The sequence below is a fragment of the Ensifer sesbaniae genome, assembly GCF_013283665.1.
GTDB lineage: Bacteria > Pseudomonadota > Alphaproteobacteria > Rhizobiales > Rhizobiaceae > Ensifer > Ensifer sesbaniae.
On record NZ_JABEKU010000002.1, the window covers coordinates 283,219 to 303,823 of the forward strand.

Annotated in this window: 13 protein-coding genes; 3 read left to right on the top strand and 10 right to left on the bottom strand. The window is 61.6% G+C overall.

Annotated elements, in window-relative coordinates; translation table 11 throughout:
* Positions 1-54: 54 nt before the first annotated feature.
* The gene (locus BHMPCIPO_RS19140; RefSeq protein WP_173518426.1) at positions 55-1,389 is read right to left on the bottom strand and encodes an ABC transporter substrate-binding protein; all 1,335 of its coding nucleotides are present in this window, start codon (positions 1,387-1,389) and stop codon (positions 55-57) included.
* 276 nt (positions 1,390-1,665) lie between these two features.
* On the opposite strand from BHMPCIPO_RS19140, the gene BHMPCIPO_RS19145 reads away from it, so the two are divergent.
* On the top strand, positions 1,666-2,703 hold the full coding sequence (locus tag BHMPCIPO_RS19145) for a LacI family DNA-binding transcriptional regulator (protein ID WP_173518427.1): 1,038 nt from the start codon (positions 1,666-1,668) through the stop codon (positions 2,701-2,703).
* Positions 2,704-2,757: 54 nt separating this feature from the next.
* Here the strand turns inward: BHMPCIPO_RS19145 and BHMPCIPO_RS19150 are convergent, their stop codons facing one another.
* From BHMPCIPO_RS19150 to BHMPCIPO_RS19160, 3 genes are read right to left on the bottom strand one after another with little or no spacing between them, the layout of a single operon-like run.
* Entirely contained in the window at positions 2,758-3,561 is an 804-nt protein-coding gene (locus tag BHMPCIPO_RS19150; protein ID WP_173518428.1) for a polysaccharide deacetylase family protein, read from the bottom strand.
* 2 nt (positions 3,562-3,563) lie between these two features.
* Positions 3,564-5,732 carry a glycosyltransferase family 2 protein gene (locus tag BHMPCIPO_RS19155; RefSeq protein WP_173518429.1) on the bottom strand — a complete coding sequence of 723 codons (2,169 nt, stop codon included), beginning with the start codon at positions 5,730-5,732 and terminating at the stop codon, positions 3,564-3,566.
* Positions 5,733-5,740: 8 nt separating this feature from the next.
* The gene (locus tag BHMPCIPO_RS19160) at positions 5,741-6,523 is read right to left on the bottom strand and encodes a glycosyltransferase family 2 protein (RefSeq protein ID WP_173518430.1); all 783 of its coding nucleotides are present in this window, start codon (positions 6,521-6,523) and stop codon (positions 5,741-5,743) included.
* Between the two features lie 768 nt (positions 6,524-7,291).
* On the opposite strand from BHMPCIPO_RS19160, the gene BHMPCIPO_RS19165 reads away from it, so the two are divergent.
* Entirely contained in the window at positions 7,292-7,591 is a 300-nt protein-coding gene (locus tag BHMPCIPO_RS19165; protein WP_173518431.1) for a hypothetical protein, read from the top strand.
* A 98-nt stretch (positions 7,592-7,689) separates the two neighbouring features.
* Here BHMPCIPO_RS19165 and BHMPCIPO_RS19170 read toward each other — a convergent pair whose 3' ends face one another.
* Entirely contained in the window at positions 7,690-8,586 is an 897-nt protein-coding gene (locus BHMPCIPO_RS19170) for an NAD-dependent epimerase/dehydratase family protein (RefSeq protein WP_312033071.1), read from the bottom strand.
* A gap of 492 nt (positions 8,587-9,078) precedes the next feature.
* Here BHMPCIPO_RS19170 and BHMPCIPO_RS19175 point away from each other — a divergent pair, with 492 nt between their 5' ends.
* Positions 9,079-10,194 carry a hypothetical protein gene (locus BHMPCIPO_RS19175; RefSeq protein ID WP_173518433.1) on the top strand — a complete coding sequence of 372 codons (1,116 nt, stop codon included), beginning with the start codon at positions 9,079-9,081 and terminating at the stop codon, positions 10,192-10,194.
* A gap of 88 nt (positions 10,195-10,282) precedes the next feature.
* Here BHMPCIPO_RS19175 and BHMPCIPO_RS19180 read toward each other — a convergent pair whose 3' ends face one another.
* The 5 genes from BHMPCIPO_RS19180 to BHMPCIPO_RS19200 form a co-directional block, all read right to left on the bottom strand.
* Positions 10,283-12,625, bottom strand: a complete 2,343-nt coding sequence (locus BHMPCIPO_RS19180; protein WP_173518434.1) for a tetratricopeptide repeat protein — start codon at positions 12,623-12,625, stop codon at positions 10,283-10,285.
* Positions 12,626-12,648: 23 nt separating this feature from the next.
* Positions 12,649-14,817 carry a tetratricopeptide repeat protein gene (locus BHMPCIPO_RS19185; protein ID WP_173518435.1) on the bottom strand — a complete coding sequence of 723 codons (2,169 nt, stop codon included), beginning with the start codon at positions 14,815-14,817 and terminating at the stop codon, positions 12,649-12,651.
* A gap of 155 nt (positions 14,818-14,972) precedes the next feature.
* A complete protein-coding gene (locus BHMPCIPO_RS19190) occupies positions 14,973-16,925 on the bottom strand; it encodes a hypothetical protein (RefSeq protein ID WP_173518436.1) in 1,953 nt (650 codons plus the stop codon).
* Positions 16,862-19,225 (bottom strand): phosphotransferase, encoded by a 2,364-nt coding sequence (locus tag BHMPCIPO_RS19195; protein WP_173518437.1) that lies wholly within the window; start codon positions 19,223-19,225, stop codon positions 16,862-16,864. The genes BHMPCIPO_RS19190 and BHMPCIPO_RS19195 overlap by 64 nt, the downstream gene beginning before the upstream one ends.
* 95 nt (positions 19,226-19,320) lie before the next feature.
* The gene (locus BHMPCIPO_RS19200; protein WP_173518438.1) at positions 19,321-20,163 is read right to left on the bottom strand and encodes a glycoside hydrolase family 16 protein; all 843 of its coding nucleotides are present in this window, start codon (positions 20,161-20,163) and stop codon (positions 19,321-19,323) included.
* Positions 20,164-20,605: the final 442 nt, after the last annotated feature.

Consider the following 20,605-nt stretch of genomic DNA (forward strand, 5'->3'; position numbering starts at 1 on the left):
TCCATGTCGCGCCATGGCGCGCTGGGAGGTGCGCCGCCACGGCCTTGATGGCGATCAGTATTTGCCTTCGTCGTCGAAGATCTGCGTCCAGTCCTTGACGAGACCATCGAACGCATCCTGGGCAGAGCCCTGGCCGGCGACCACATAGTCGTGGAAGCGCTTCTGTGCGGCCTGGAGCAGGGAGGCATAGGAGGGCTCGGCCCAGAAGTCCTTCACGATAGCCATGGAATCGAGGAAGGTCTGGGCATAGGGCTGACTGGTCGCAAAGCCGGGATCTTCGACCACTTTGCGCAGCGCCGAATAGCCGCCCATCTGCCACCATTTCTGCTGGATATCGGGCTGGGCGAACCACTTGATATAGGCGAGCGCATCGTCCTGCTTCTCGGACGCCGCGACGACCGAGATCCCCTGGCCGCCAAGTTGTGCGAATGCGACGCCATCAGGTCCGGCCGGATTTGGGAAATAGCCCGACTTTTCGCCGCCCACATTGGCATCGGCATTGATACCAGGCCAGGTGAAGGCGAAGTTCATGTGCAGCGCGACCTGACCCGATTTGTAAGCGTCGATATCCTCGGACATGTAGGCGTCGGAATGGCCGGGCGGCGTGCAGCAGTCGTAGAGCGCCTTGTAGAATTCCAGCCCCTGCACGGCTTTGGCGGAGTTCACGTATCCTTCGAGCTCGTATGGCTTGTCCGGGTTTTGATATTCGAAGCCAAAGCTGTAGAGCACGTCCATCGCACCCATGGTGATGCCTTCGGATCCGCGCTCAGTGTAGATCGCAGCACCGTAGACGGTCTTTCCATCGATCTCCCGCTTCTGGAAGAATTCGGCGATGTCCTTCAATTCGGCAAAGGTCTTCGGCACGGCGAGGTCACGACCGTACTTGCTCTTGAATTCGGCCTGCAGTTCCGGGCGGGCGAACCAGTCCTTGCGGTAGCTCCAGCCGACGACGTCGCCGAATGCCGGCAGAGCCCAGTAGTTCGGCGAGTTCTTCGGCCATTCGGCATACCCGACGACGGTCGCCGGGATGAAATCGCTCATCTTGATGCCTTCCTTGTCGAAGAAATCATTGAGCTTGACGTACTGGCCGTTTTCAGCGGCGCCGCCGATCCATTGGCTGTCGCCGATCATCAGGTCGCACAGCTTGCCGCCGGAGTTCAGCTCGTTCAGCATGCGGTCGGCGAAATTCGGCCACGGCACGAACTCATACTTCATCTTGATGCCGCTCTTGGCTTCGAAATCCTTACTGAGCTCGACAAGAGCGTTCGCCGGATCCCAGGCCGCCCAGCAAAGTGTCAGCTCGGTCGCGCTTGCTTGACCGGTATTTGCGACGCCGGCCGCCAGCAGGGCACCCGATGCGGCCAATGATTTGAAATGACGAAGTTCCATAGCTGGGGGCCTCCTCCCCTCTCCTTCCGACCTCCATCGGAAGCTGAAAACGCCTACGGCGAATTTTGGACGCAAAGCGACGTCCCTGCGTAGGCCCGACTTCTTCGCATCGCTTCGTGACCCCACGCACTCCTCTGAACGGCCACAGATAGAATGATATTGAGGTGCGCACCTCAATGCAAGCAAATTTTGAGGTGCGCACATCAATTCTTGCTTTTCGATTGCTTTTGTTGGAGGAATCACCCTGAAGGATCGAGAGCAAAGAGAAGCGATAGAATGCGTCCTACCGCGAAAGACCTGGCAGAAGCGGCCGGCGTAAGCCTGGCTACCGTCGACCGCGTACTGAACGACCGGCCGAATGTCAGCAAGAAGGCTTTCCGCAAGGTCAACGACGCCATCGAGCGTATCGGTTTCGTCCGGAACCCGGCGGCGGTCGCGCTCGCGCGCAACAAGACCTACCGGTTTCGCTTCGTCCTTCCCCTCTCGGGCGACCAGTATCTGAGCGAGCTGATCGGGTGCGTCACCGAAGCCCGGAACGCGCTGCGCGCCGATTCCACCGAGGTGGAGGCCGTGCAAATCCCGATGGCAGATCCGCACCACGTCGCCAAATATCTGAGCCTCATCGATCACGAGACCGTCGATGGCGTCGCGGTGATGGCACCGGAGTCCCCACAGGTGCGCGATGCGCTGGTACGGCTCGTGGAACGGGGGGTAAGAGTGGTGCAGTTCCTGTCGGGCCAGGAACGACTGGAAAGCGCTGACTATGTCGGTATCGACAACGTCGCGGCCGGCGCCACGGCCGGCAAGATCGCAGGCCGTTTCATCGGCAACCGGGCCGGCAAAATCATGGTCGTGGCAGAAACCATGATGGCACTCGACAGCATCGAGCGCCGCCTCGGCTTCGACGGCATCATCAACGCGCAGTTTCCACAACTCCAATGTCTGCCGTCGCTCGAGACCTATGCCGACGAGAAACGCGCCGAACTGATCATTCACCGGACGCTGCAACACAACCCGGACACGCTGGCCGTCTACGTGTTGAGTTCCGAGGCGCGAGCGCCGTTGACGGCGGTCTGGAATGCGCAGGGCTCGCGCCAGCTCACGGTTATCGCCCACGAGCGCACGCCCTTCAGCGAGCGGGCGCTGATGGAGGAACGCATCGATGCCCTGATCGCCCAGGACCCGGGCCATGCGGTTCGAAGCGCACTACGCATATTGCGCGCCCGCGCCGACCATCGCGAACCCCTGGCCTCGCAGGAGAGGATCCGCATCGAGATCCTGCTCAAGGAGAACCTTCAGCTGCAAAGCGGTTGAGATGACAGTCGAATAGTGGGCAGCGATAGACGGTCTACGGGGGGGCCACACGGATCAGCGCCTTGGAAAGACGGACCTATGCAAGGCGCGCACCCGCCGCGCTGCCCGCCACCCGGTGGCGATGAGCCGGTCTACGGGCGGAGCAACCGGCACCTGCTGTTTCTCGATGAGATCCACGAGCGCCTCGGCCGTCATATCGCTGGTGACGACGATGCGCGAAAGCGCGAAGAGGTTTTCCGTCTCGTCGCTCAGCGCGTGACGCACCCGGCAGGCGGCGAGATACCCGGCCTCCTCTGCGATGCGGCGGGTGGCGCGCGAAGCGTAGCCGTGGGGATAGGCAAAAGTCGTCACGGCGCGCCCCAAGCCGTCTTCCAGCGCCTTCTTGCTGTCACGAAGCTCACGCGTCGCCTTCGCCCATGACAGCGTGTCGAGCTCCGGATGGCTGACCGAATGCGCGCCGATCTCCACGCCCGCCTTCTGTAGATTGCGCAAGGCAGCCCAGTCGAGCATTGGTCGGCTGCCTTCGCCAAGATCGGCAAGCCATCGAGCCGTGGCGCCGACCAGGCCGGAGACGACATAGAGCGTTGCGGAAAAGCGGCGGGCCATCAAGACCGGCATCGCCCCCTCGGCGAAGTCGCTCAGCCCATCGTCGAAGGTGATCAGGCAGGTCAGAGGTGGCACCGGCTGAGCGCTACGCCGCAGGAGGGCGAGATCGCCCACCGTGATCGCGCGGTAGCCCCGGTCCGACAAAGCGTGGAGGTGGGAGTCGAGCTCCCGTTGCGTCACCAACCAGCGCCGATAGGCCGAGGCGCAACTCGAACCAACGCTATGGTAGACCAGAATGGGGATGGATTGCATGCTCAGACCTCCCCTTTTGCCGGCTGCCTCGCGGCAAGGCCGTCATGCGGGCGATCATCGTGTCGGCGCTTCGCCAGGCTGCGTAGGTAGCCCGGCACGCCTGCAAGGATACCGAGACGCTCCATCCATACGAGTCGGCGCGGATAGTCGGACGGCAGCCGCGCGGTCTTCTCCGAAGTTGGTCCGGCCATATGCCGAATGCCCGCGGGAAATGCCACCGCAAGGCGCAGAGCCCGGCGCGGATCGTCGATCACGAGCTTCGTCAGGTAGGCGCCAAGGCCCATCCCGTAACAATAGGCCTGCCGACGCATCCCCTCCTCGCTCCGGCGATGGTAGTGCCAGATGATACCCTGCGGCTGATAGACGAGCTGGAAACCGGCGTTGACGATGGCGAAGAATGCAGCAAGGTCGTCACCCCCGCGCGCCAGCGTTCCTGCCCCAAGCGCGGCATCGAAACCGCCCACCCGGCGCAAGGCGCTGGCGCGAAAGGCCATGTTTGCCCCGGACCCGAACTGGCCGGCGGTGAACGGAAAGAGCACGCCTTTCGACCGGTTCGCCTTGAGATCGTAGGCCCGGCGCTGCAGGCCCTTGCCGAAACCGCCGTGCCGTTCCGTCCAAACCTGGGCCCGCGTTTCCAGTTCGGCAGGGAGGATCAGGCCGGTTACGCAGCCAACCGTCCCATCCTCCTCCATCGGCGCCGCCATCGCCTCCACCCAGTGCCGGTCGAGCACAACGTCGTCATCCGTGAAGAGGACAATATCGCTCGATACATGGCGCAAGCCCGCGTTGTGGGCCCGTCCGAGTCCAGGCGTTGGCTCGAGCACATAGTGCACGCGACCGCGATAACGGGCAGAAAGCAGATCCGCGGTTGCAGTCGAGGCCGGCGCATTGTCGACGACGACCACCTCGTCCGGCGCACGCGTCTGGTCGAAGAGCGAAGTGAGGCAGCGGTCAAGGCTGTCTGCCCGATCGCGCGTCGCAATCACGACCGCGACCCGCTCTTTCGGACGCATCCGGTGCGCCGCGGTTGATGCCACCGACCTCAGAGACCCGATTTTTGCGACCAGATCGGCCGGCTGCACGAGCAGACCTTCATGTTCGAGTTCAACGATCGCGAGCGGCTGGGGTCCGGAACGGACAAGACAGAATATGCCGCCATAGGGAACGCCGTCCGGCCGCGAGAGATCGATCGCAGGAAGCGGTTTTTCCTGGTCGATGCAGACGACCTTGATCGGGCGGAAGGTGGTTGCAGCCCTAGAGGACTTTGCCATGAGATAACCCGCCGTTGTTAAGGCAAGGCCCGCGACAATGGCACCGGCGCGCATCAGCCCTCCGGCATCCAGCCGCGTCACCGCGTCGGCCACGCCGCGAACGACGCCTGCCGGTAGCGTTCGGGTCACATAGGCACGTTCAGCGCCAAGGGTTTCACCAGCTCCGACGGCCCTGACCACAGCGCTCTTCGATCGTCCCTCAGCCAGGCAGCGCCTGCGGAAGTAAGCCCAACGTGATCGTTCTGCCGTAACGTGATGATGAACCACGGCACCCGGGTCGTAGAGGATCACCGAATTGGGATATTGCCTATGCACGCGAATACATAGCTCCGTTTCCTCGCACCCAGCCGCGTCCTGGCCACTTCGGCCCATACCTTCGCGAAAGCCACCGACGACTTCGAATACCGATCGACGGAAAGACATGTTGCAACCGATGGGATTGCGAACGGGCCGCAATCCCACGGGGAGACCCCGGTAACTGCAACCGACGACCCATTGGAATTCTTCGGGAAACCACGACGGTCGGTCGCTTTGCCAGATCGGCAGGACCCCACCGCCAACGCCGACCACCGCCGGGTCGGCGTAGTGACTTGCCAGCCGCTCGAGCCAATCAGGTTCGGCAACCGCATCGTCGTCGAGAAAGGCAACGACATCCGTGGAGGCGCACGCCCGCACGCCGGTATTGCGCGCCCCGGATAAGCCTTGCGTCCCTTCGTTCGCCACCGCCTCGACTTCTGGAAAGGAGGCTCGGATCGCGCGCAGCAGCCGTTCGTTGTGATCGATAACGACGACCACCCGTTCGGGCCGCAGCCTCTGGTTCAGGACGGAACCGATGGCAGCACCAAGCTGCTCGCGGCGCTCGTCGGAATAAGCGCAGATGACAACCTCAATGGGGCACATGGTGGGCCTCAACCGGTTCGGTTCCTGACAGCGGTGGCCGCGGAACCCCGCAAGCTGACACCAAGCCGCGTGATTGTCTTGAGCACGCGCCAGCCATCGGGAATCGTCCGAAGATTGCTGACACCATGAATGCGGGCATATTCTCGGCTCGGCAGTTCGGCGATGGTGAGGCCGGCCTGGAGGGCGCGGATGTTCATCTGTGTCTCGATTTCGAATCCAGTGGCGGACTCGACGCGCAGATGCGGCAACACATCACGCCAGAAGGCATTGTAGCCGTAGCAAAGGTCGCTGTAGCGTCCGCCGAAACGCAGACGGACCAACTGAAGCAATCCCCAGTTTCCGAGCCGCCGATACCACTCCATGTCATGCGTATCGCCACCCTGCAGGAAGCGCGACCCCTTGACGAAATCCGCACCGGCAAGCAGCGCGCCCACGAAACCGGCCATCTCCGCCGGATCGGCGGAGCCGTCAGCGTCGAGCGTGACGAGAATGTCGCCGCGTGCTGCGGCAAAGCCGACGGCAAGAGCAGCCCCTTTTCCGAGGCGGGGCTGCTCGATGACGACAATGTCCGGCATCAGGTCTCGCGCCGTGGCCACGGTGCCGTCGGAGGAATTTCCATCAACGAGGATCACCTCGTCGATCCATGCGGGGATGCGCGGCAGGACATGCGGGAGGTTCTTCGCCTCGTTCACCGTCGGCACGATAACACTGACACGCGGAACGGAAATGGCGCGGCCTATAGCCGCCGAGCGAAGCGCCGCTCTTAATGGTTTCTGAAATGGCTCACCCATTTGTTCAAATTCCTCGACCTAATGCTCAAATTCCTCAACCCAAAATATTGAAAGCAATAAACCCTTTCCCCCTGGCCAAATTTTTGACCATGGATGAACGGAAGCCTGTATTACTTGTGCGCATTCGCTTTTATTACAATATTCTAACTTTGTAAACTACCAACACTCCCCTCATAGATCAACATATTAGAGAATAGGACTCCAGTTGTTTTGAATTAATTCAATGGATAGGATCGCGCGTGACTTTATGACAGAAAAATGACAATGTATAAACCGTGATATTTGGACGACCCTAAGGGATTTGTCGAAATAGCTTCTTGGATATGTGCGATTTTATGGCGGAACTCTGGATATCGAGACAGTATCCAATCTTTGAGACGCGAGCTAAAGACTCTGCACATAAGCATCGCCTTACTGCTTGCCGAGGCAGAGGACGAGAAGTGCCAATCTCGCTCCAGTCGAGCCAAGAATCTGCACTTCGACCCAAGCCCAGTCGGCACAGACGACCAGCATCTCATCGGTCAACGAACCCGAAGAACCGCGCTCAAGTCGTGCTTACGCCATGACTTCCTCACCGAAAGAGCAGATCACAGCAAGAGTTAAACAAGTAAATAAGCGGACTTAACTGGCTGAATTTCTCGATTTCGAAATGAATGGCAGTTTATATTATTCGCAGACGAGACGAGATGCGATGGCATGAAGGTCCGGAATCGCGTATCATACATTATCCGAACGGATTATATTGTAGTTCAAACGTTAGCGAGACCGATGCAGCCGAAAGAACAGATCGCGAAGGCGCCGTCCGCAGACCCGGTGAAGCGGTGGATGGAGTTGATGGCTGAGTGGGAGGTTCTCTCGGCCGAACTTAGCGACGCTCGACGTGCCGTTGAACAATCACCTGCCGCAGAGAACGCCGCATTGGTAGAAGCCGAGGCGGCGTTGCTCGCCAAAGCCGCTGCGCTCAAGGAACAGATCGATCAGGTTCTGGCCGAGGCGGCCAGTCGGCGACAACCGATAAACGGCCCGCTCGTAGTCGGCACGCTGATTACACCGAACAAAGGCAAGTGACTCGGCCAGCGCTGGATCGTTCCAGCCAAGAGCAGCCTGCATTCCGGATACCGGCTTCGCGTTGCTGACGCGACGAAGTGGCGGGTACGCCGGCGGGGCTACCGCAGCAGCTGCGCCAGCCCGGTGCGCAGATCCGTCCCGCATTGATAGCCGAGGATCGCCTGAAGCGATTGTACGCATCCTTTGGAGCGCCGGACTTCCCCGAGTAGGCCGTCAACATGCTCGATCCGGCACCGAGAGTTCGTTTCCTCGATCATGATCCGCGCCAGATCATTGATCGCCGTCTCGACACCGCTGCAAACATTGATGACCGTCGCCCCCGGCCTGTCGCTGCCGATCGCGCGGATCAATGCCTCCACCACGTCGTCGACATACACGAAATCGCGGGTCTGCATGCCGTCGCCGTAGATAATGATGTTTTCGTTGTTCTTCAGTCGCTGTGCGAACTTGGTGATCACTCCGGAATAGGGTGACGATGGATCCTGGCCCGGACCAAACACGTTGAAGAATCGCAAGCCGGTCGTGGAAAGACCATAGACTTCGTATGCGGCGCGAGCGTGCAGTTCGCAGGAGAGCTTATCCGCTCCATAGGGCGAGAGAGGGACGCATTTGCCGTTTTCGGAAAGCGGCAGGTCCTGGCTTGCTCCATAAACGGCGGCGGAAGACGCGTAAACCAGCGGAAGCTTGGTGCCCGCGCGGGCGAGTTCCTCCACGATTGTCAGCAAGCCGGTAATGTTGATGGCGTGCGACGAGGTTAGTTGCCGATTGCAGCGCTCGACCGAAGCGACTGCCGCCAGATGGACGCAGGCGTCGACGCCGGCAAGTGCGCGGTGAACGGCTTCCCGGTCCAGAATAGAGCCCTCGACGAAAGTGACCCCGCTCGGGATGTTCTCAGGTTTCCCCGAACTCAAGTCGTCAAGAACCACGATACCGTGGCCGGTTTGCAGCAAGCGCCGCGCGAGATTTGCGCCTATGAAGCCGGCTCCACCAGTCACCAGGATCGTTTTCAAGTCGCTGCCCTCGCGCTGCTCTATGCCTCCTTAAACCGACCTCGACTTAAGGAAAAAGACATGCAGAAAATCAAAGTGCTAAAGCGATCTTTGCGCGTCTCATGAGGCGCGCTGCGCTGTAGCCCGTCCCGGATATTCGAACCCATTGCCTGGTCGGCGCAGGCACCGATCATCCAGACCATCCGGCGCGATGACCTTGCCCCGCAACTGACGCTCGCTTTTCTCGCAATATCAATCCTCCATTGTCACTAAGGCGCCGTCAAGGCTCGAGAGCCAGCCCATTCGGCTGGAGCGCTCGGTTAATATTATTGATTACTTGCAAAGCTCCCCATGATACAAATGCAGCGTTTTAAGAAGCTGACCGAATGAAGATTGCAAGGGTTCGGACTGGTTCGACAGCCAGCTGACATCCATCACGTTTACTAGATATTTCCGCGCCAAGTCATTGTTATTGCGAAATTGCCGAGGCTTCTCCTGATGCCTGAGATTCGCCCCTTGCAGGCCCATGATCTCCCAGTTGTCGCCGACATGTTCCAGCGCGAACTGCGCAGGCAACGCACCCCGGCGCCGCCATCTCTTGCCGGCTACCTCAAACGCCTCTATTTGGACGCCACCAATAGTGACGTTGGGTCACCATCGCTCGTACACATCGGAGACAACGGCAATGTCTCTGGCTTTGTCGGCGTGACATCCATGCCTATGCGCTTCGCGGACATCAGGCTAAGCGCCTCGATCTGCGGGTCACTGATGGTCAACGCCGATCAGCGCAACGATCTCGCCGGCGCAAGGCTTCTCAAGGCCTTCCTGGCCGGCCCCCAGGACATCTCGTTCAGCGAGACGGCAAGCGATGTCACGGCACACATGTGGATGACGTTGCGCGGCTCGATCCTGATGAAATACAGCCTCGACTGGGTTAAGATCATCCGGCCAGCGAGCTTTGTCGTTGCGGCGGCCAAAGCGAAAGTTCCGCTCGCTGGCCTGGCAACTCCACTTGCGCGCCTCGCCGATGCGGGCCTCGGGCTCTATCGCAACGGAGATTTCTCGCGCTGGTTCGGCGCCAATGCGGCTACGTCGCAAACGGGTCGCTACACGCTGGCAGACATTGATGAGGAGGGTTTCTCGAGCCTCATCGGCCAGTTTACGTCGAAGTTCCCGGTGCATCCGGCATGGGACGATGCCTTGCTTCGGCGCATCATGTCGGATGCATCGACCAAGCAGGATTTCGGCGGAACGGTACGATGTACTGTGTCCGCCCGAACGAGCGCGATTATCGGAGCCTTCATGTATTTCGGGGACGCTGGCGACATTGGTCATGTCCTCCAGGTGCTGGCCCTGCCCGGCCAAGCGGGAGCCGTGATCGACTGCCTGATCGCGCATGCGGCCGCAGCCGGCCTCGCCGGCATCAGGGGGCGAACTCAACCTGCGCTGCTGGAGGCGATGCTTGGCCGGCGGATCTTCTTCTTCAACGTCAATTCGACGGTGGTGCACGCCCGCGATCCGGAACTCGTCCGGCAGTTTCAGGCCGGCAATGGTTTCTTCAACGGGCTCGTAGGCGAGCATAGGAGCCGCATATTCGGCGACCGGTTCGATTAACGGCTCAAGGCAACGGCGAGCGACACCAAACGCTGCGCATTCCGCATGGCCAGATCACGTTCGCCCCGTCAGCGCGGTAGTGGCGGATTTAGAACGCATAGGCGAGGATATCACCAACCTGGCTGCTCATCGGTCCGAAACGACAGGCGTTTCGCATTGATTTCGACGCGCAATAGCGGTTGACGGCACGCGTCGTGCCGCCCGTGAGGGTTCCGTTCAGCGGGCCGCTGTAGAAGGCGACCTCCTTGAGCCGGTATTGTGCGAGATAGATGTAAGCGTTCGGATGCGTGGTCCGCATCATACGAATGAGAGATTGACGCTGCTCCGCCGACAGTTCCTGCATACGGACCGCTACCGACTTAAGGTCACGCTGCGAAGTCGCTGCCGAAAACAGCATTTCCTCCACAATCCGGTCGCCTCGCGACAGCCGCGAGGAAACCTCGGCGAACAATTGCTGGGCTCGTTCCATATCGGGCTTGAAGAAGGTTGTGCGTCCATAGCGGCGGCCATCGCGGTAGTAGCTGATTAGGTGGCGTGCGGCGGCAATGTTGCCGTCGCTGGCGGCGCGCTCGAGGAGTGCCGCCGCGCCCTTGGCGTCGCGCTTCATGCCCATGCCGTAGATCATGGCGTCAGCGAGAGGAATGACCGCGTCCTTTAGGCCCATGGTTTCGGCCTTGCGTAGGGCGACAATGCCTTCGGGCGCTCTGCCGGCATTGCGCAAAAGGCTTTGCGACAGCGCGGTCCCCAGTATGAGAAGCCCGTAGGGATCGCCGGCCTTTGCCGCCTGCCGATAATATTCCGCCGCACGTCGACCATTGCTGGGCTGCAGCTTCCCTTCGCGGTAGAGATCGCCGAGCCTTATCAGGCCTTGCGTCCAGCCGAGCGACGCGGCCTCGGCATATTCCTGCATCGCCGCGTGCAAATCGGGTGATCCGGCATCGCCTCGCGCTAACAGGTCCCCCATCACGACATGGGCTTCGCCTTCGCCGCTCTCCGTGGCCTTCTTGACGATCGCGCGACCAGCAACGACATCCTGCGCGGTGCCCTGCCCACGCGCGATCATGGCTCCCGCTCGGACCGCACCGATAATGCTGCCGCGCGCGGCCGCCTGACGATAATAGTCCAGCGCCTTCGGCAGGTTCACGGCGACCGTTTTTCCGTCACTGTAGAAATCGCCGAGACGCACCAGTGCGTCCGCGTCGTCGAGATCGGCGGCGCGCTCGTATGCTGCCACCGAGGCAGCCCCATCGACATCACCCGATTCCGGTTCGCGCAGGAGATCGCCGAGGCTGATCAGCGCCGCTGCGTTGCCGGCATCCGCAATCCGTCGAACCATATTGCGCCCCGTTTCGACGTCACGGAGCGTGCCAGAACCATGCGCCGTCATCTCACCCAGTCGCAGCAGGGCGTGGGCATTGCCGGCGTCAGCGGCGCGCTTGTAGTAACCGAATGCCAACCCGGCATCGGGCGGAAAGGGGGCCGGGATCGTTCCGCTGTAGATGTCACCGAGAAATATGAGCGCCTCTACATCTCCCGTGTCGGCCATCGACCTGATCGTGGTCAGTGCACCGTCGACATCCTGCTCAGTCCCACGCCCGCGTAAGGTCAATTCGGCGACACGCAGCTGTCCGAGCGGAAGCCCCGCCTCGGCGGCCTTTTCGTAGAACTCGAAAGCCTTGTCGAAGTCAGGTTTGCCGCCACGACCACCGCCGCCGACCAGATCTCCCAGGCTCAGCAGCGCGTCCGAGCGTCCAAGCGCCGCCGACCTGGCATAGGCCACCTTGGCACCCTCGATATCGACAGGCCCCGCATCACCCCCGCTCAGCAGATCGCCAAGCGAAGCGAGCGCATGGACATTGTCTTGGTCGGCGAGGGAGCGCACCAGTGCGCGTCCAGCCGACACGTCCTTCGCAGTTCCTTCGCCACGCGCCAGCATTTCGCCACTGCGCAAGATGCCGGTTGCGCTGCCCGCCGCCGCGGCGCGCCGGTAATATGCGTAGGCGCGCGGCAGATCGATCGGCAGGGCCGTTGCGTTCGCATGGCTGTAGAACCCTCCCAGCAGAGCAAGCGCCGTGCCGTCGCCTCCGGCAGCAACTTCCTCGATGAGCGAGAGCCCCCCTGTGACATCGGACTGCGTACCTTGGCCAAGAATGCGCATCTCACCCACACGGAGCTTAGCCGCCAGGCTGCCGGCATCGGCCGCCCGCTGGTAATATTCCAAAGCCTTGGCAGGGTCGCGGTCGGCATTATCCTCATCGCTGTAAAGATCGCCTAGCCTCAACAGCGCTTCGGCATTGCCGACGCGTTCGGCGATGCCGGGATTACCGGACGCTGGAGGACTATCCCCATCAGCAGCCGTTTCCGCCGACCAGGCAGCACCCGCCAGGGTCAGAACGACCACCGACAACACGAGATGAGATGTCCGCCACAACGCCAAACTCCCTTACGAGTTACTCAATGCTGAGCGCCGTCATCCAGCGCCACAGCTGAAAGGCCCCCAGCCTCGACCGCCCTCAGATAATATTCAGCCGCCTTCTTACCATCCGCGGGAACGCCCCTGCCGTCGCGATAGAGATCTCCAAGCCGGAGCAAGGCGTCGGCCCTTCCCAGCTTGGCCGCACTCTCATAAGCCGCTACCGCGGCCCGACCATCGACCGGCCCAACGGCGCCCGACAGATGAAGATCGCCAAGCACCACATAGGCATAGGGGTCACCCCCAACGCCAACTTGCGTGACCATGGCAAGGCCTGCCGCAATGTCTTGTGCCGTGCCTTCGCCGCGGGCAGTCATCTCACCCTGCCGCAACCTGCCGGTCGCGTCACCGGCAAGCCCGGCCCTGCGGTAATAGTCGAATGCCTTGCCGGGATCGGCGGGAACCGGTCCACCTTGGCGATAGATATCGCCAATACGCACCAAGGCGTCGTAACGCCCATGCTCGGCCGCTTTCTCATAGACACGCACGGCTTCCGGCACATTGGCGACCCCCACTGAGCCATCGGCCATCAGATCTCCCAGCGAGACGAGTGCATTGCTGTCGCTGGCATCGGCCGCCGCACGCACCAGCGCCAAGCCAGCGGCGACATCCCTGGCGGTGCCCTGGCCACGCACCATCATCATGCCAGCCATCACCTTGCCATTCAGGCTTCCGGCGTCAGCCGCCTTCCTAAAATAGCCGTAGGCGCGGGCAGGATCGGCCGGCAATATCCCGTCGATGCCACGCTGGTAGGTCGCGCCGAGCAGGTTGAGCGCATTGGTGTCCCCGAGATCGGCAAGCGCGTTCATCTGTGCGAGACCCCTGGCGACATCGCGATCGGTACCCCGCCCGAGCAAGGTCATTTCACCGACACGGAGTTTGCCAGCCGGATTTCCCGCCGTCGAAGCCCTGCCGTAGTAGGCGAACGCCTTGGGCAGATCCTGCTTCACCGCACCGCTGCGGCTGTAGAGATCACCGAGCCGGATCAGCGCATCGGAATGGCCGAAGGTCGCGGCCTTTTCGTATGCGGCGACTGCGCCCGGCACGTCCACCGAAGCCACGGTCGCATCGCTCAAGAGGTCACCCAGCGCAATCAGCGCGAAGGCGTCGCCATGATCGGCGAGACCCGCCAGCATTGCGCGCCCGGCCTCATAGGATTGGTCCACACCGCGGCCGCGCGCCAGCATCTCGCCGGCGCGCAAGATGCCGGTCTCATCCCCGCTGTCGGCTGCTCGGCGGAAATAGCCGTAGGCTCTGGCAAAATCGACCGAGATAACGCCACCGTCCGAGCGACTGTAGAGAGAGCCGAGCAAGACGAGCCCAGCGGGATTTCGCGTGCGCGAAACCACGTCTTCGATCATCGCCAGCCCGCCATCGACATCCTGTGTGACGCCTTGGCCCAAGGCGGTCATTTCGCCAATGCGCAGTTTCGCCGGCTCATAGTCCAAGCTCGCGGCCTTTCGGTAAAGGGCCATCGCACGCGCCGGATCCAGGGCCACCATACCTTGGCCGGCCGGACGATAAAGGTCGCCCAACAGCACCAGCGCTTCGGGATTGCCGGCGTTGGCAAGTGCCTCAATCATTGCGAGCCCCCTGCCGACGTCACGGGCAACACCTTGACCGCGCACCAGCATTTCGCCCACGCGCAGCTTGCCATCGTCACTTCCGGCCTTGGCCGCCTGATCATAGAAGCGAAATGCCCGGCGCGGATCGGCTGCAACCACCCTGCCCTGGCTGTAGAGATCCCCCAGCCGCAACAGCGCATCAGCGCTCCCCATCACCGCCGCTTCCATGTAGAGTTTGGTGGCGGCGAAGGGGTCGGCCGTGGCGTCTTTGACAGGGCCGACCAGATCAGAGGGTGGAATGATTGCGTAGAGAGCACCCGGCCGATCCGGGTTGCCGAGCCTGCGATAAAAGGCGAGGGCCGCATCCGCTGCTGCAGCGGTTGTCTTGCCGTCACGGTAGAGATCGCCGAGCGCCACGTAGGATCCGGCCAAGGCCCTGACGAAGCCATCCGGCTGTTTCGGTTGCCCGGTATTCTCGCTCTCAAAGACCAGTGGCGGTACCGTCGGGAGGTTCTCCCCGATGCTGGCTTGCGCCGACATTGCCGACAACACGGCGCTGGCCAACCAAAACCATCCGATACGCATGCGCCCAAGCTCCCGACACGCGCGCTGCATCAAAAACGCAGCACAGCCAAAAACGGCAACATAAAAAACACGCACTGCATTTCCCGGCAGGAACAACTTGATGTGCTCCGCTCTTCAGCCGCTTTAGCCTGTCGCCGAGCCTCTGAACTGCCGATCTATTTGACCCATTCTCCCATTTTGATCCCCGCGCCATCCGGCGCGAAGACCTTGGCGTCCGACGTCGCCTTCACCAGCCGGAACCGCGCCGAAGTGAGCAACGCACTCTCGATCGAATCGAGCGAACCTTTCGGCATGACACGAAGATCGTCGACGTAGGCCTTCTGGCTTCGCGTGATGTAAATGAACGCCGTCCCCGGCGGTCGGCCTTGCAACCAGCGTGACAGTTCTCCGGCCGGATCAGCAAGCACGGCGGCAATGGACTGCTTGCTCTCCATCGAAATAGGCACATAGGCGAAGTGCTCATAGTTCATGAACTGCTCGGGGTAGTTGGGAGCCCCTTCGATCAGCATCGACCCCACCGGCGCATTTGCGTAGAGCCATTGCGAAACCTCTACTTCATCATGCGTGAAGGTGTACTGCCGGTCCTTGCCGTTGTTGGCGAGCACGAACGCCACCGAAAGCAGCGCGCCCAGCGTGCCCAAGAGATAGCGGGCAACAGCGTCCCGCTCCGTGCTTGGCGAAGGAAAGAACAGGGCGGCGGCGAAGAAGGCCAGAAATGGGAGGGCGAAGAGATAGACGCGGAAGGCGATCTCGCCCCCATAAGAGGTCGCAATCAGGAGGAACGCCGGGGCGAGCGTCAACATCACCGCGGGACCGTCACGGTAACCTGCCGCAAGCCGCCGCAAGCCACCAAGCAGCGCCGCCAACGCGATGACGCCCGTGAGCGCACGCGATGCCCAGGACACGACCACCTGCCCAGGACTGACGATCGACGTATCGACCAAGCGGTCGCCGATCTCGGCCGAAGTGTCACCAAATCGGTGAACCAGTTCCGGCAGGACCGACGCCAGATAGCCGTCCGCGTAATACAGGAGCCAACCGGCCTCGACCAGCAATGCGAAGGCGAAGTAACCGAGGCTGATCTGCCCCAGAAGCCACAGGCCGCAGAGGGCGGCAAGCATGATCATCGGCGTGAGCGGGTGCGTGGTCACGATGGCGACGATCAGCACCATGGCCAGGATTGATGCTGCCAGCCTTGCACGCGGCGTGAGCCCCGGCATCGACGGCGGCTGCCCGCGCGAGGCGAAGGCAAGGTAACGACCGAGGACGCCTGCCCAACCGCGACGGCCGGGATCGGCCCAGATATGCTCGACCCGAAGTGGTCCTACGCAAAGCGCGATGAGCATCAGGTAGAAGAGCAAGGCTATTCCCTGCGGCGAGTAATAGTCCTGGCCGATCCAGTTTCCGACCGCGAAGAACCAGACGCCCCCCCATATCAGTCTCAGATCCGTGGTGAAGCGGCGAAAGATGAGGGGGAGCACCAGCACGTAAAACAGGTTGAGAGCCGGTGGCGAAAACCGAACGATGTTGGCAAGCTCGATCGGCTTGATGTCGAACAACGCGGCGAGCTCGGCGCTGGCGACAAAGAAGCCAGGCCAGTTTCTGTAAGCCGCCAGGAACGGCGCGGTCGCGTCTATCTGACCGTGCCGCTGCACATAGTCTACGATGCCGACGTGTTTCCAGGCCCAGGCATAGCGCAGTTCATCGTAAACGATCGCGGGCGTGCCATGCAGCAGCAACACCAGCATGACAATTTGCAACATCGGAATGCGGGTCTCGCGCACGTCGCGCTTCAGGCTGAACGCAAAACCAAGCCCCACCACCGCATAGGCCATCCAAATCGTGGGAGGCAGGACGGAGAACAGGCCGTAGTCGTCCACCTTCGCCGGATCGATGCGGTAGAGGCTCACGATCCAGAGCGCGAACGCAAGCCCCAGGCAGCCAAGTGACAACGTGGCCGAACGAGTCGACGCATCGGCGACCTTCTTCGGCGCCGGCTGTTCAGCGGTCGGCACAATGGCAAGGGCGTCGGTCGCTGCCACATTCACAGCGCACCTCCTTCCCAAGGCACGGCGCGCAGCACGCGATCGACATTGGCCGCGATCCACAGCCGACCGACCCCCTCGGGGCGCCATATCTGCTCGCTGACTTGGTGCAGCCACACCAGGCCGACCAATGCCCGTGTCGCGCCGGCGTCGTCGCTCCAGCCTCGGCCGTCGCTCGTGCTGGCGGCGAGCCAGGCCTTTTCATCGGGCCTCCACTCCGGCAACCAAAACAGATCGGCAACCACAGCGCCGAGAGGCTCCCCCGATGAAATTGCGCGCAGAGCGATCGCCAGCCCGCAGGCGTCATAACCGTCAGGCGCATTCGACCGTGCCCTGCCCCATTCCAGGATGCCGGCAAGCTTGACCGGATCACTCCCGGTTCCGGCAAAACGGAGGTTGCGAGGCTGGAGGTCGCCGTGGCACCAGCCCAAGCCCAGTTCGCGGCCGGACCAATAGCCGCGCTGCCTCTCGACGAACAGATCGAGCACCTGCTCCCGCCGGGCCCGCGACATCAATGAACCGTCCAGGTTCCGCAACTGAGCGGCCGGCCATTCGACCCACTCCCGCAACCAATCCTCATCGATCTTGTGCGGCAACGATGTTCGGCCGTGCAGCAGCGCAATCGCGCCGGCAGTCGCCGCCAGGCCCGACTGCAATTGCGCGGGATGTCGCGTAAAGTCGTCCCAGCCCTCGCCCACAATTGCCGTCTCGATGCAATCGAGGGTACCCTTCGTGCGCCGAACCGCCAACCGGGACGGCAGCAGCGGCAGGAATGCCATCAGCCGCGGCTCCGCCTGCATCAGATCGAGTTTGTCGATCTGCCGCTCGATATAGGTAATGGCATTCAGATCGCGCGCACGGCGAAGAATGGCGCGAGCTTCGCCCCGATGTCCGCAGACATCGGCTACGTGCTCTCCGAGCTGCACAGTGACGGTTCCATCAGGGCCTGGCTCCGCCTCGAACGGTCGCCAGCCGAGCGCATCGGGCCTGGCGATCAGAAGCAGCAACGGCGCCAGATCGGCTTCGGCAGGTAGTTGCGTTCGAGCACGCGGCCTCCAAGGAAAAAGCTGTGACGAGAGCCTCTTCGATGCGGCCGCCAGAGCCAGAGCCCAGTCGTAAGCACTGCCGCGACGGCCGGTGGCAAGAGCCAACACACCGACGCCGAAGGTCACGGTCAGCATCGCCAGAAGCCAGGCCTCGGCCATGCCGATCGGCCCCTCACGGCGCACCAGGAAGGCGCCTAAGACGAGGGCCAGGGCCATCACCGAAAACTCGGCCGCAGCGACCGACCGAATCCACCCCTTGGTGCGGGCAATCGACAGATATATCGACAGCACTGCGGAAACGAGGCTGGCGAGCGCGAGTATCCGCAGAATGGACGCGCCTGCATCCGCGTAGGCCGCACCGAAGACGGACATGATCGGGTGCGCGAACATGACCATGAGCGTAACGAGACCGAGCAGCGGAACCACCGACAATACCGCCGCATCTGCAGCGAGCGAACGGAGGCGGCCGCCGTTGCTCGCCCCCTCGGCAAGCAGCGAAAGCCCCATCGAACTGCCGACGTAATAGAGTGACGTGAAGATCGTCCAGGCAACGAAGAAACTGGCGCTCTCGGCGGCACCGACCAGATTGAGCACCACCAAAGGCGCCGCGGTCCACGCCGCCATCATCGACACGGCTCCGATATAGTCCCAACCGAAATACCGGGCCATGCTCTGCCAATGGATCCGTTGCTCATAACCCGGCGTATCCTCTGTTGCCGGCACAAGACGCTTGAAGATCAACAGATTGACGGCAAGCACGAAGAGAGCGACCGGCGCCGTCCAGGACAGCGCGATCGCCTCCCAGCCGAGGCCGAAAAGCGTGAGCGGAACGAGCAGCAAGATCTTGACGAACTGGTAAGTGGTCTTGGAGAGCGGAACCCAAATGGACTGACGCAGCCCCGATAGGGCGCTGTCCTGAAGCGCGAAAACCGACCATATGGCGACGGTCACGACGAACCATGCCATGACGCCGGCGCTCTCGGTCAAAACGTCGAGTTTCGGCATGAATGCGCCGACCACAAGAAGGAAGATGCCGGCCACCAGGATGGAGGCAGCCACGGAAACCGAGTAGGCAAACAGGATCAGGCGACCGGCACGCTTGCCGATGGTCGGAACAAAACGAACGAGGAAATTGCCGAAATTGAGCTGGGCGGCATTGGAGAGGTTGACGATGGTGGCAGTGATCGCGCCGCCGAGCCCGATCGCCTCCGGGGTGCTGTAACGAGCTGCCAGAAACCAGAACGCCAGGCCAAGCATGGCGGTGAGCCCACTGTTGGCGATAAGGGCGTAGCCATTGCGCAAGAGTGACGAAGCCATCAGGCCCGCTGGCAGCAGCAGTTTCCACCCTCTCCCACGCCCGCTGGCCTGCATCTCTACCGGCCCCGAATGCTGCAGGATTGGTGGGTTCGCGTTCATGAGCCCACGCGCCGCCAGACACGCACATAGTCAACCAGGAAATCGGCTGGGAACTTGGTCTTGGCATTCGGCGAGCCTGGCCAGTTGCCACCCACCGCAAGATTGATCAGCAGATACATGGGCTCCTGGGAAATGCCTTCAGCCTTTGCGTAGCGCCACATCTCCTTGCCATCGAGATACCAGACGACGGCATCCTTGCGCCATTCCAGGCCATAGACACGCCAGCCGTCGGCGAGATCGGCCGTCTTTGCGCTCTTCCCATCGCTCTGCCAGCTCTTCTGCTGGTCGAGGTAATGCAAATGCATCTCATAGGTGTCGGTTGCGTGACCGAGCACCTCGAGGATGTCGATCTCCGGACGCGGCTCCTGCGTCGACGGCAATAGCCAGATGGCCGGCCACAACCCTTTGCCGCGCGGTACCCTCGCCCGGATCTCGAAGTAGCCGTACTTGGTGGCAAACCGATCGGGCTTCGCCCGCTCCGCATAGTTGCGGCCGGTCGTCACCATGCCGGACGTATAATTGAAGGTACGGCCCTCATGGCCGACGACATGTTCAGGCTTCGCGGTCAGGCGCAGATGACCGTTGGCGACACTGACATTGTCGGGCACGTACCACTGCAGTTCATTGTTTGCGAGGTTCGTGCAGCCGTTCTTGTCCCACCAGTAGCATCGGGTCCACTTTCCGCGGTCAAGCCGGCTCCCGTTGAATTCCTCGGTGAATATACGTTCCCACTGCCCGTTTCCCGGCGGTCCGAAGTCTCGAGCCAGGGCGCTGGAATCTGCGACCCACAATGCGCAGGCCAGTCCCGACAGCGCCGCTATCCAATACCCCATAACCATGCAACAACCCGTCCGGTCCAACCACATTGGCCTGCCGCAAGACGTACCAGCCTGCAGTTACCTGCGAGCTTTTGCAAAAGGCGGTTTCGCGCATCTGCCCTGATATCCGGCGGCCTGTCGCTTACGAATAATTCGACGTCATGATCGAGCTTCGCGTCGTCAAGGACGATTTCCTGCCCGGGTACAGCAGCCTACTGTTTCGAAAAAGAATTCTCCGGGAAAGAAAGCAATCACTTCAATTTGAACTCGAAAATTATTCTATGTTCTTGAAATATATTTGACACTTCAGCACCCGCTCAAATATAGATAGCATATTACTTTTTGCAGTAGAAGATAACGATATGTAGCTACGAATTACCGGCCGGCTAGGCCAAAAGCGTTAGAGAACTTGCATTGCGAATTCCCATAAGTCGATTGCACGTCTCGCAGAAAGGCAACGGGA

What these genes read in the sequence shown, in the direction of transcription:
- BHMPCIPO_RS19140 (WP_173518426.1), bottom strand. Translation starts at nt 1,389, where the DNA reads ATGGAACTTCGTCATTTCAAATCATTGGCCGCATCGGGTGCCCTGCTG.
- BHMPCIPO_RS19145 (WP_173518427.1), top strand. Translation starts at nt 1,666, where the DNA reads ATGCGTCCTACCGCGAAAGACCTGGCAGAAGCGGCCGGCGTAAGCCTG.
- BHMPCIPO_RS19150 (WP_173518428.1), bottom strand. Translation starts at nt 3,561, where the DNA reads ATGCAATCCATCCCCATTCTGGTCTACCATAGCGTTGGTTCGAGTTGC.
- BHMPCIPO_RS19155 (WP_173518429.1), bottom strand. Translation starts at nt 5,732, where the DNA reads ATGTGCCCCATTGAGGTTGTCATCTGCGCTTATTCCGACGAGCGCCGC.
- BHMPCIPO_RS19160 (WP_173518430.1), bottom strand. Translation starts at nt 6,523, where the DNA reads ATGGGTGAGCCATTTCAGAAACCATTAAGAGCGGCGCTTCGCTCGGCG.
- BHMPCIPO_RS19165 (WP_173518431.1), top strand. Translation starts at nt 7,292, where the DNA reads ATGCAGCCGAAAGAACAGATCGCGAAGGCGCCGTCCGCAGACCCGGTG.
- BHMPCIPO_RS19175 (WP_173518433.1), top strand. Translation starts at nt 9,079, where the DNA reads ATGCCTGAGATTCGCCCCTTGCAGGCCCATGATCTCCCAGTTGTCGCC.
- BHMPCIPO_RS19185 (WP_173518435.1), bottom strand. Translation starts at nt 14,817, where the DNA reads ATGCGTATCGGATGGTTTTGGTTGGCCAGCGCCGTGTTGTCGGCAATG.
- BHMPCIPO_RS19195 (WP_173518437.1), bottom strand. Translation starts at nt 19,225, where the DNA reads ATGGCTTCGTCACTCTTGCGCAATGGCTACGCCCTTATCGCCAACAGT.
- BHMPCIPO_RS19200 (WP_173518438.1), bottom strand. Translation starts at nt 20,163, where the DNA reads ATGGTTATGGGGTATTGGATAGCGGCGCTGTCGGGACTGGCCTGCGCA.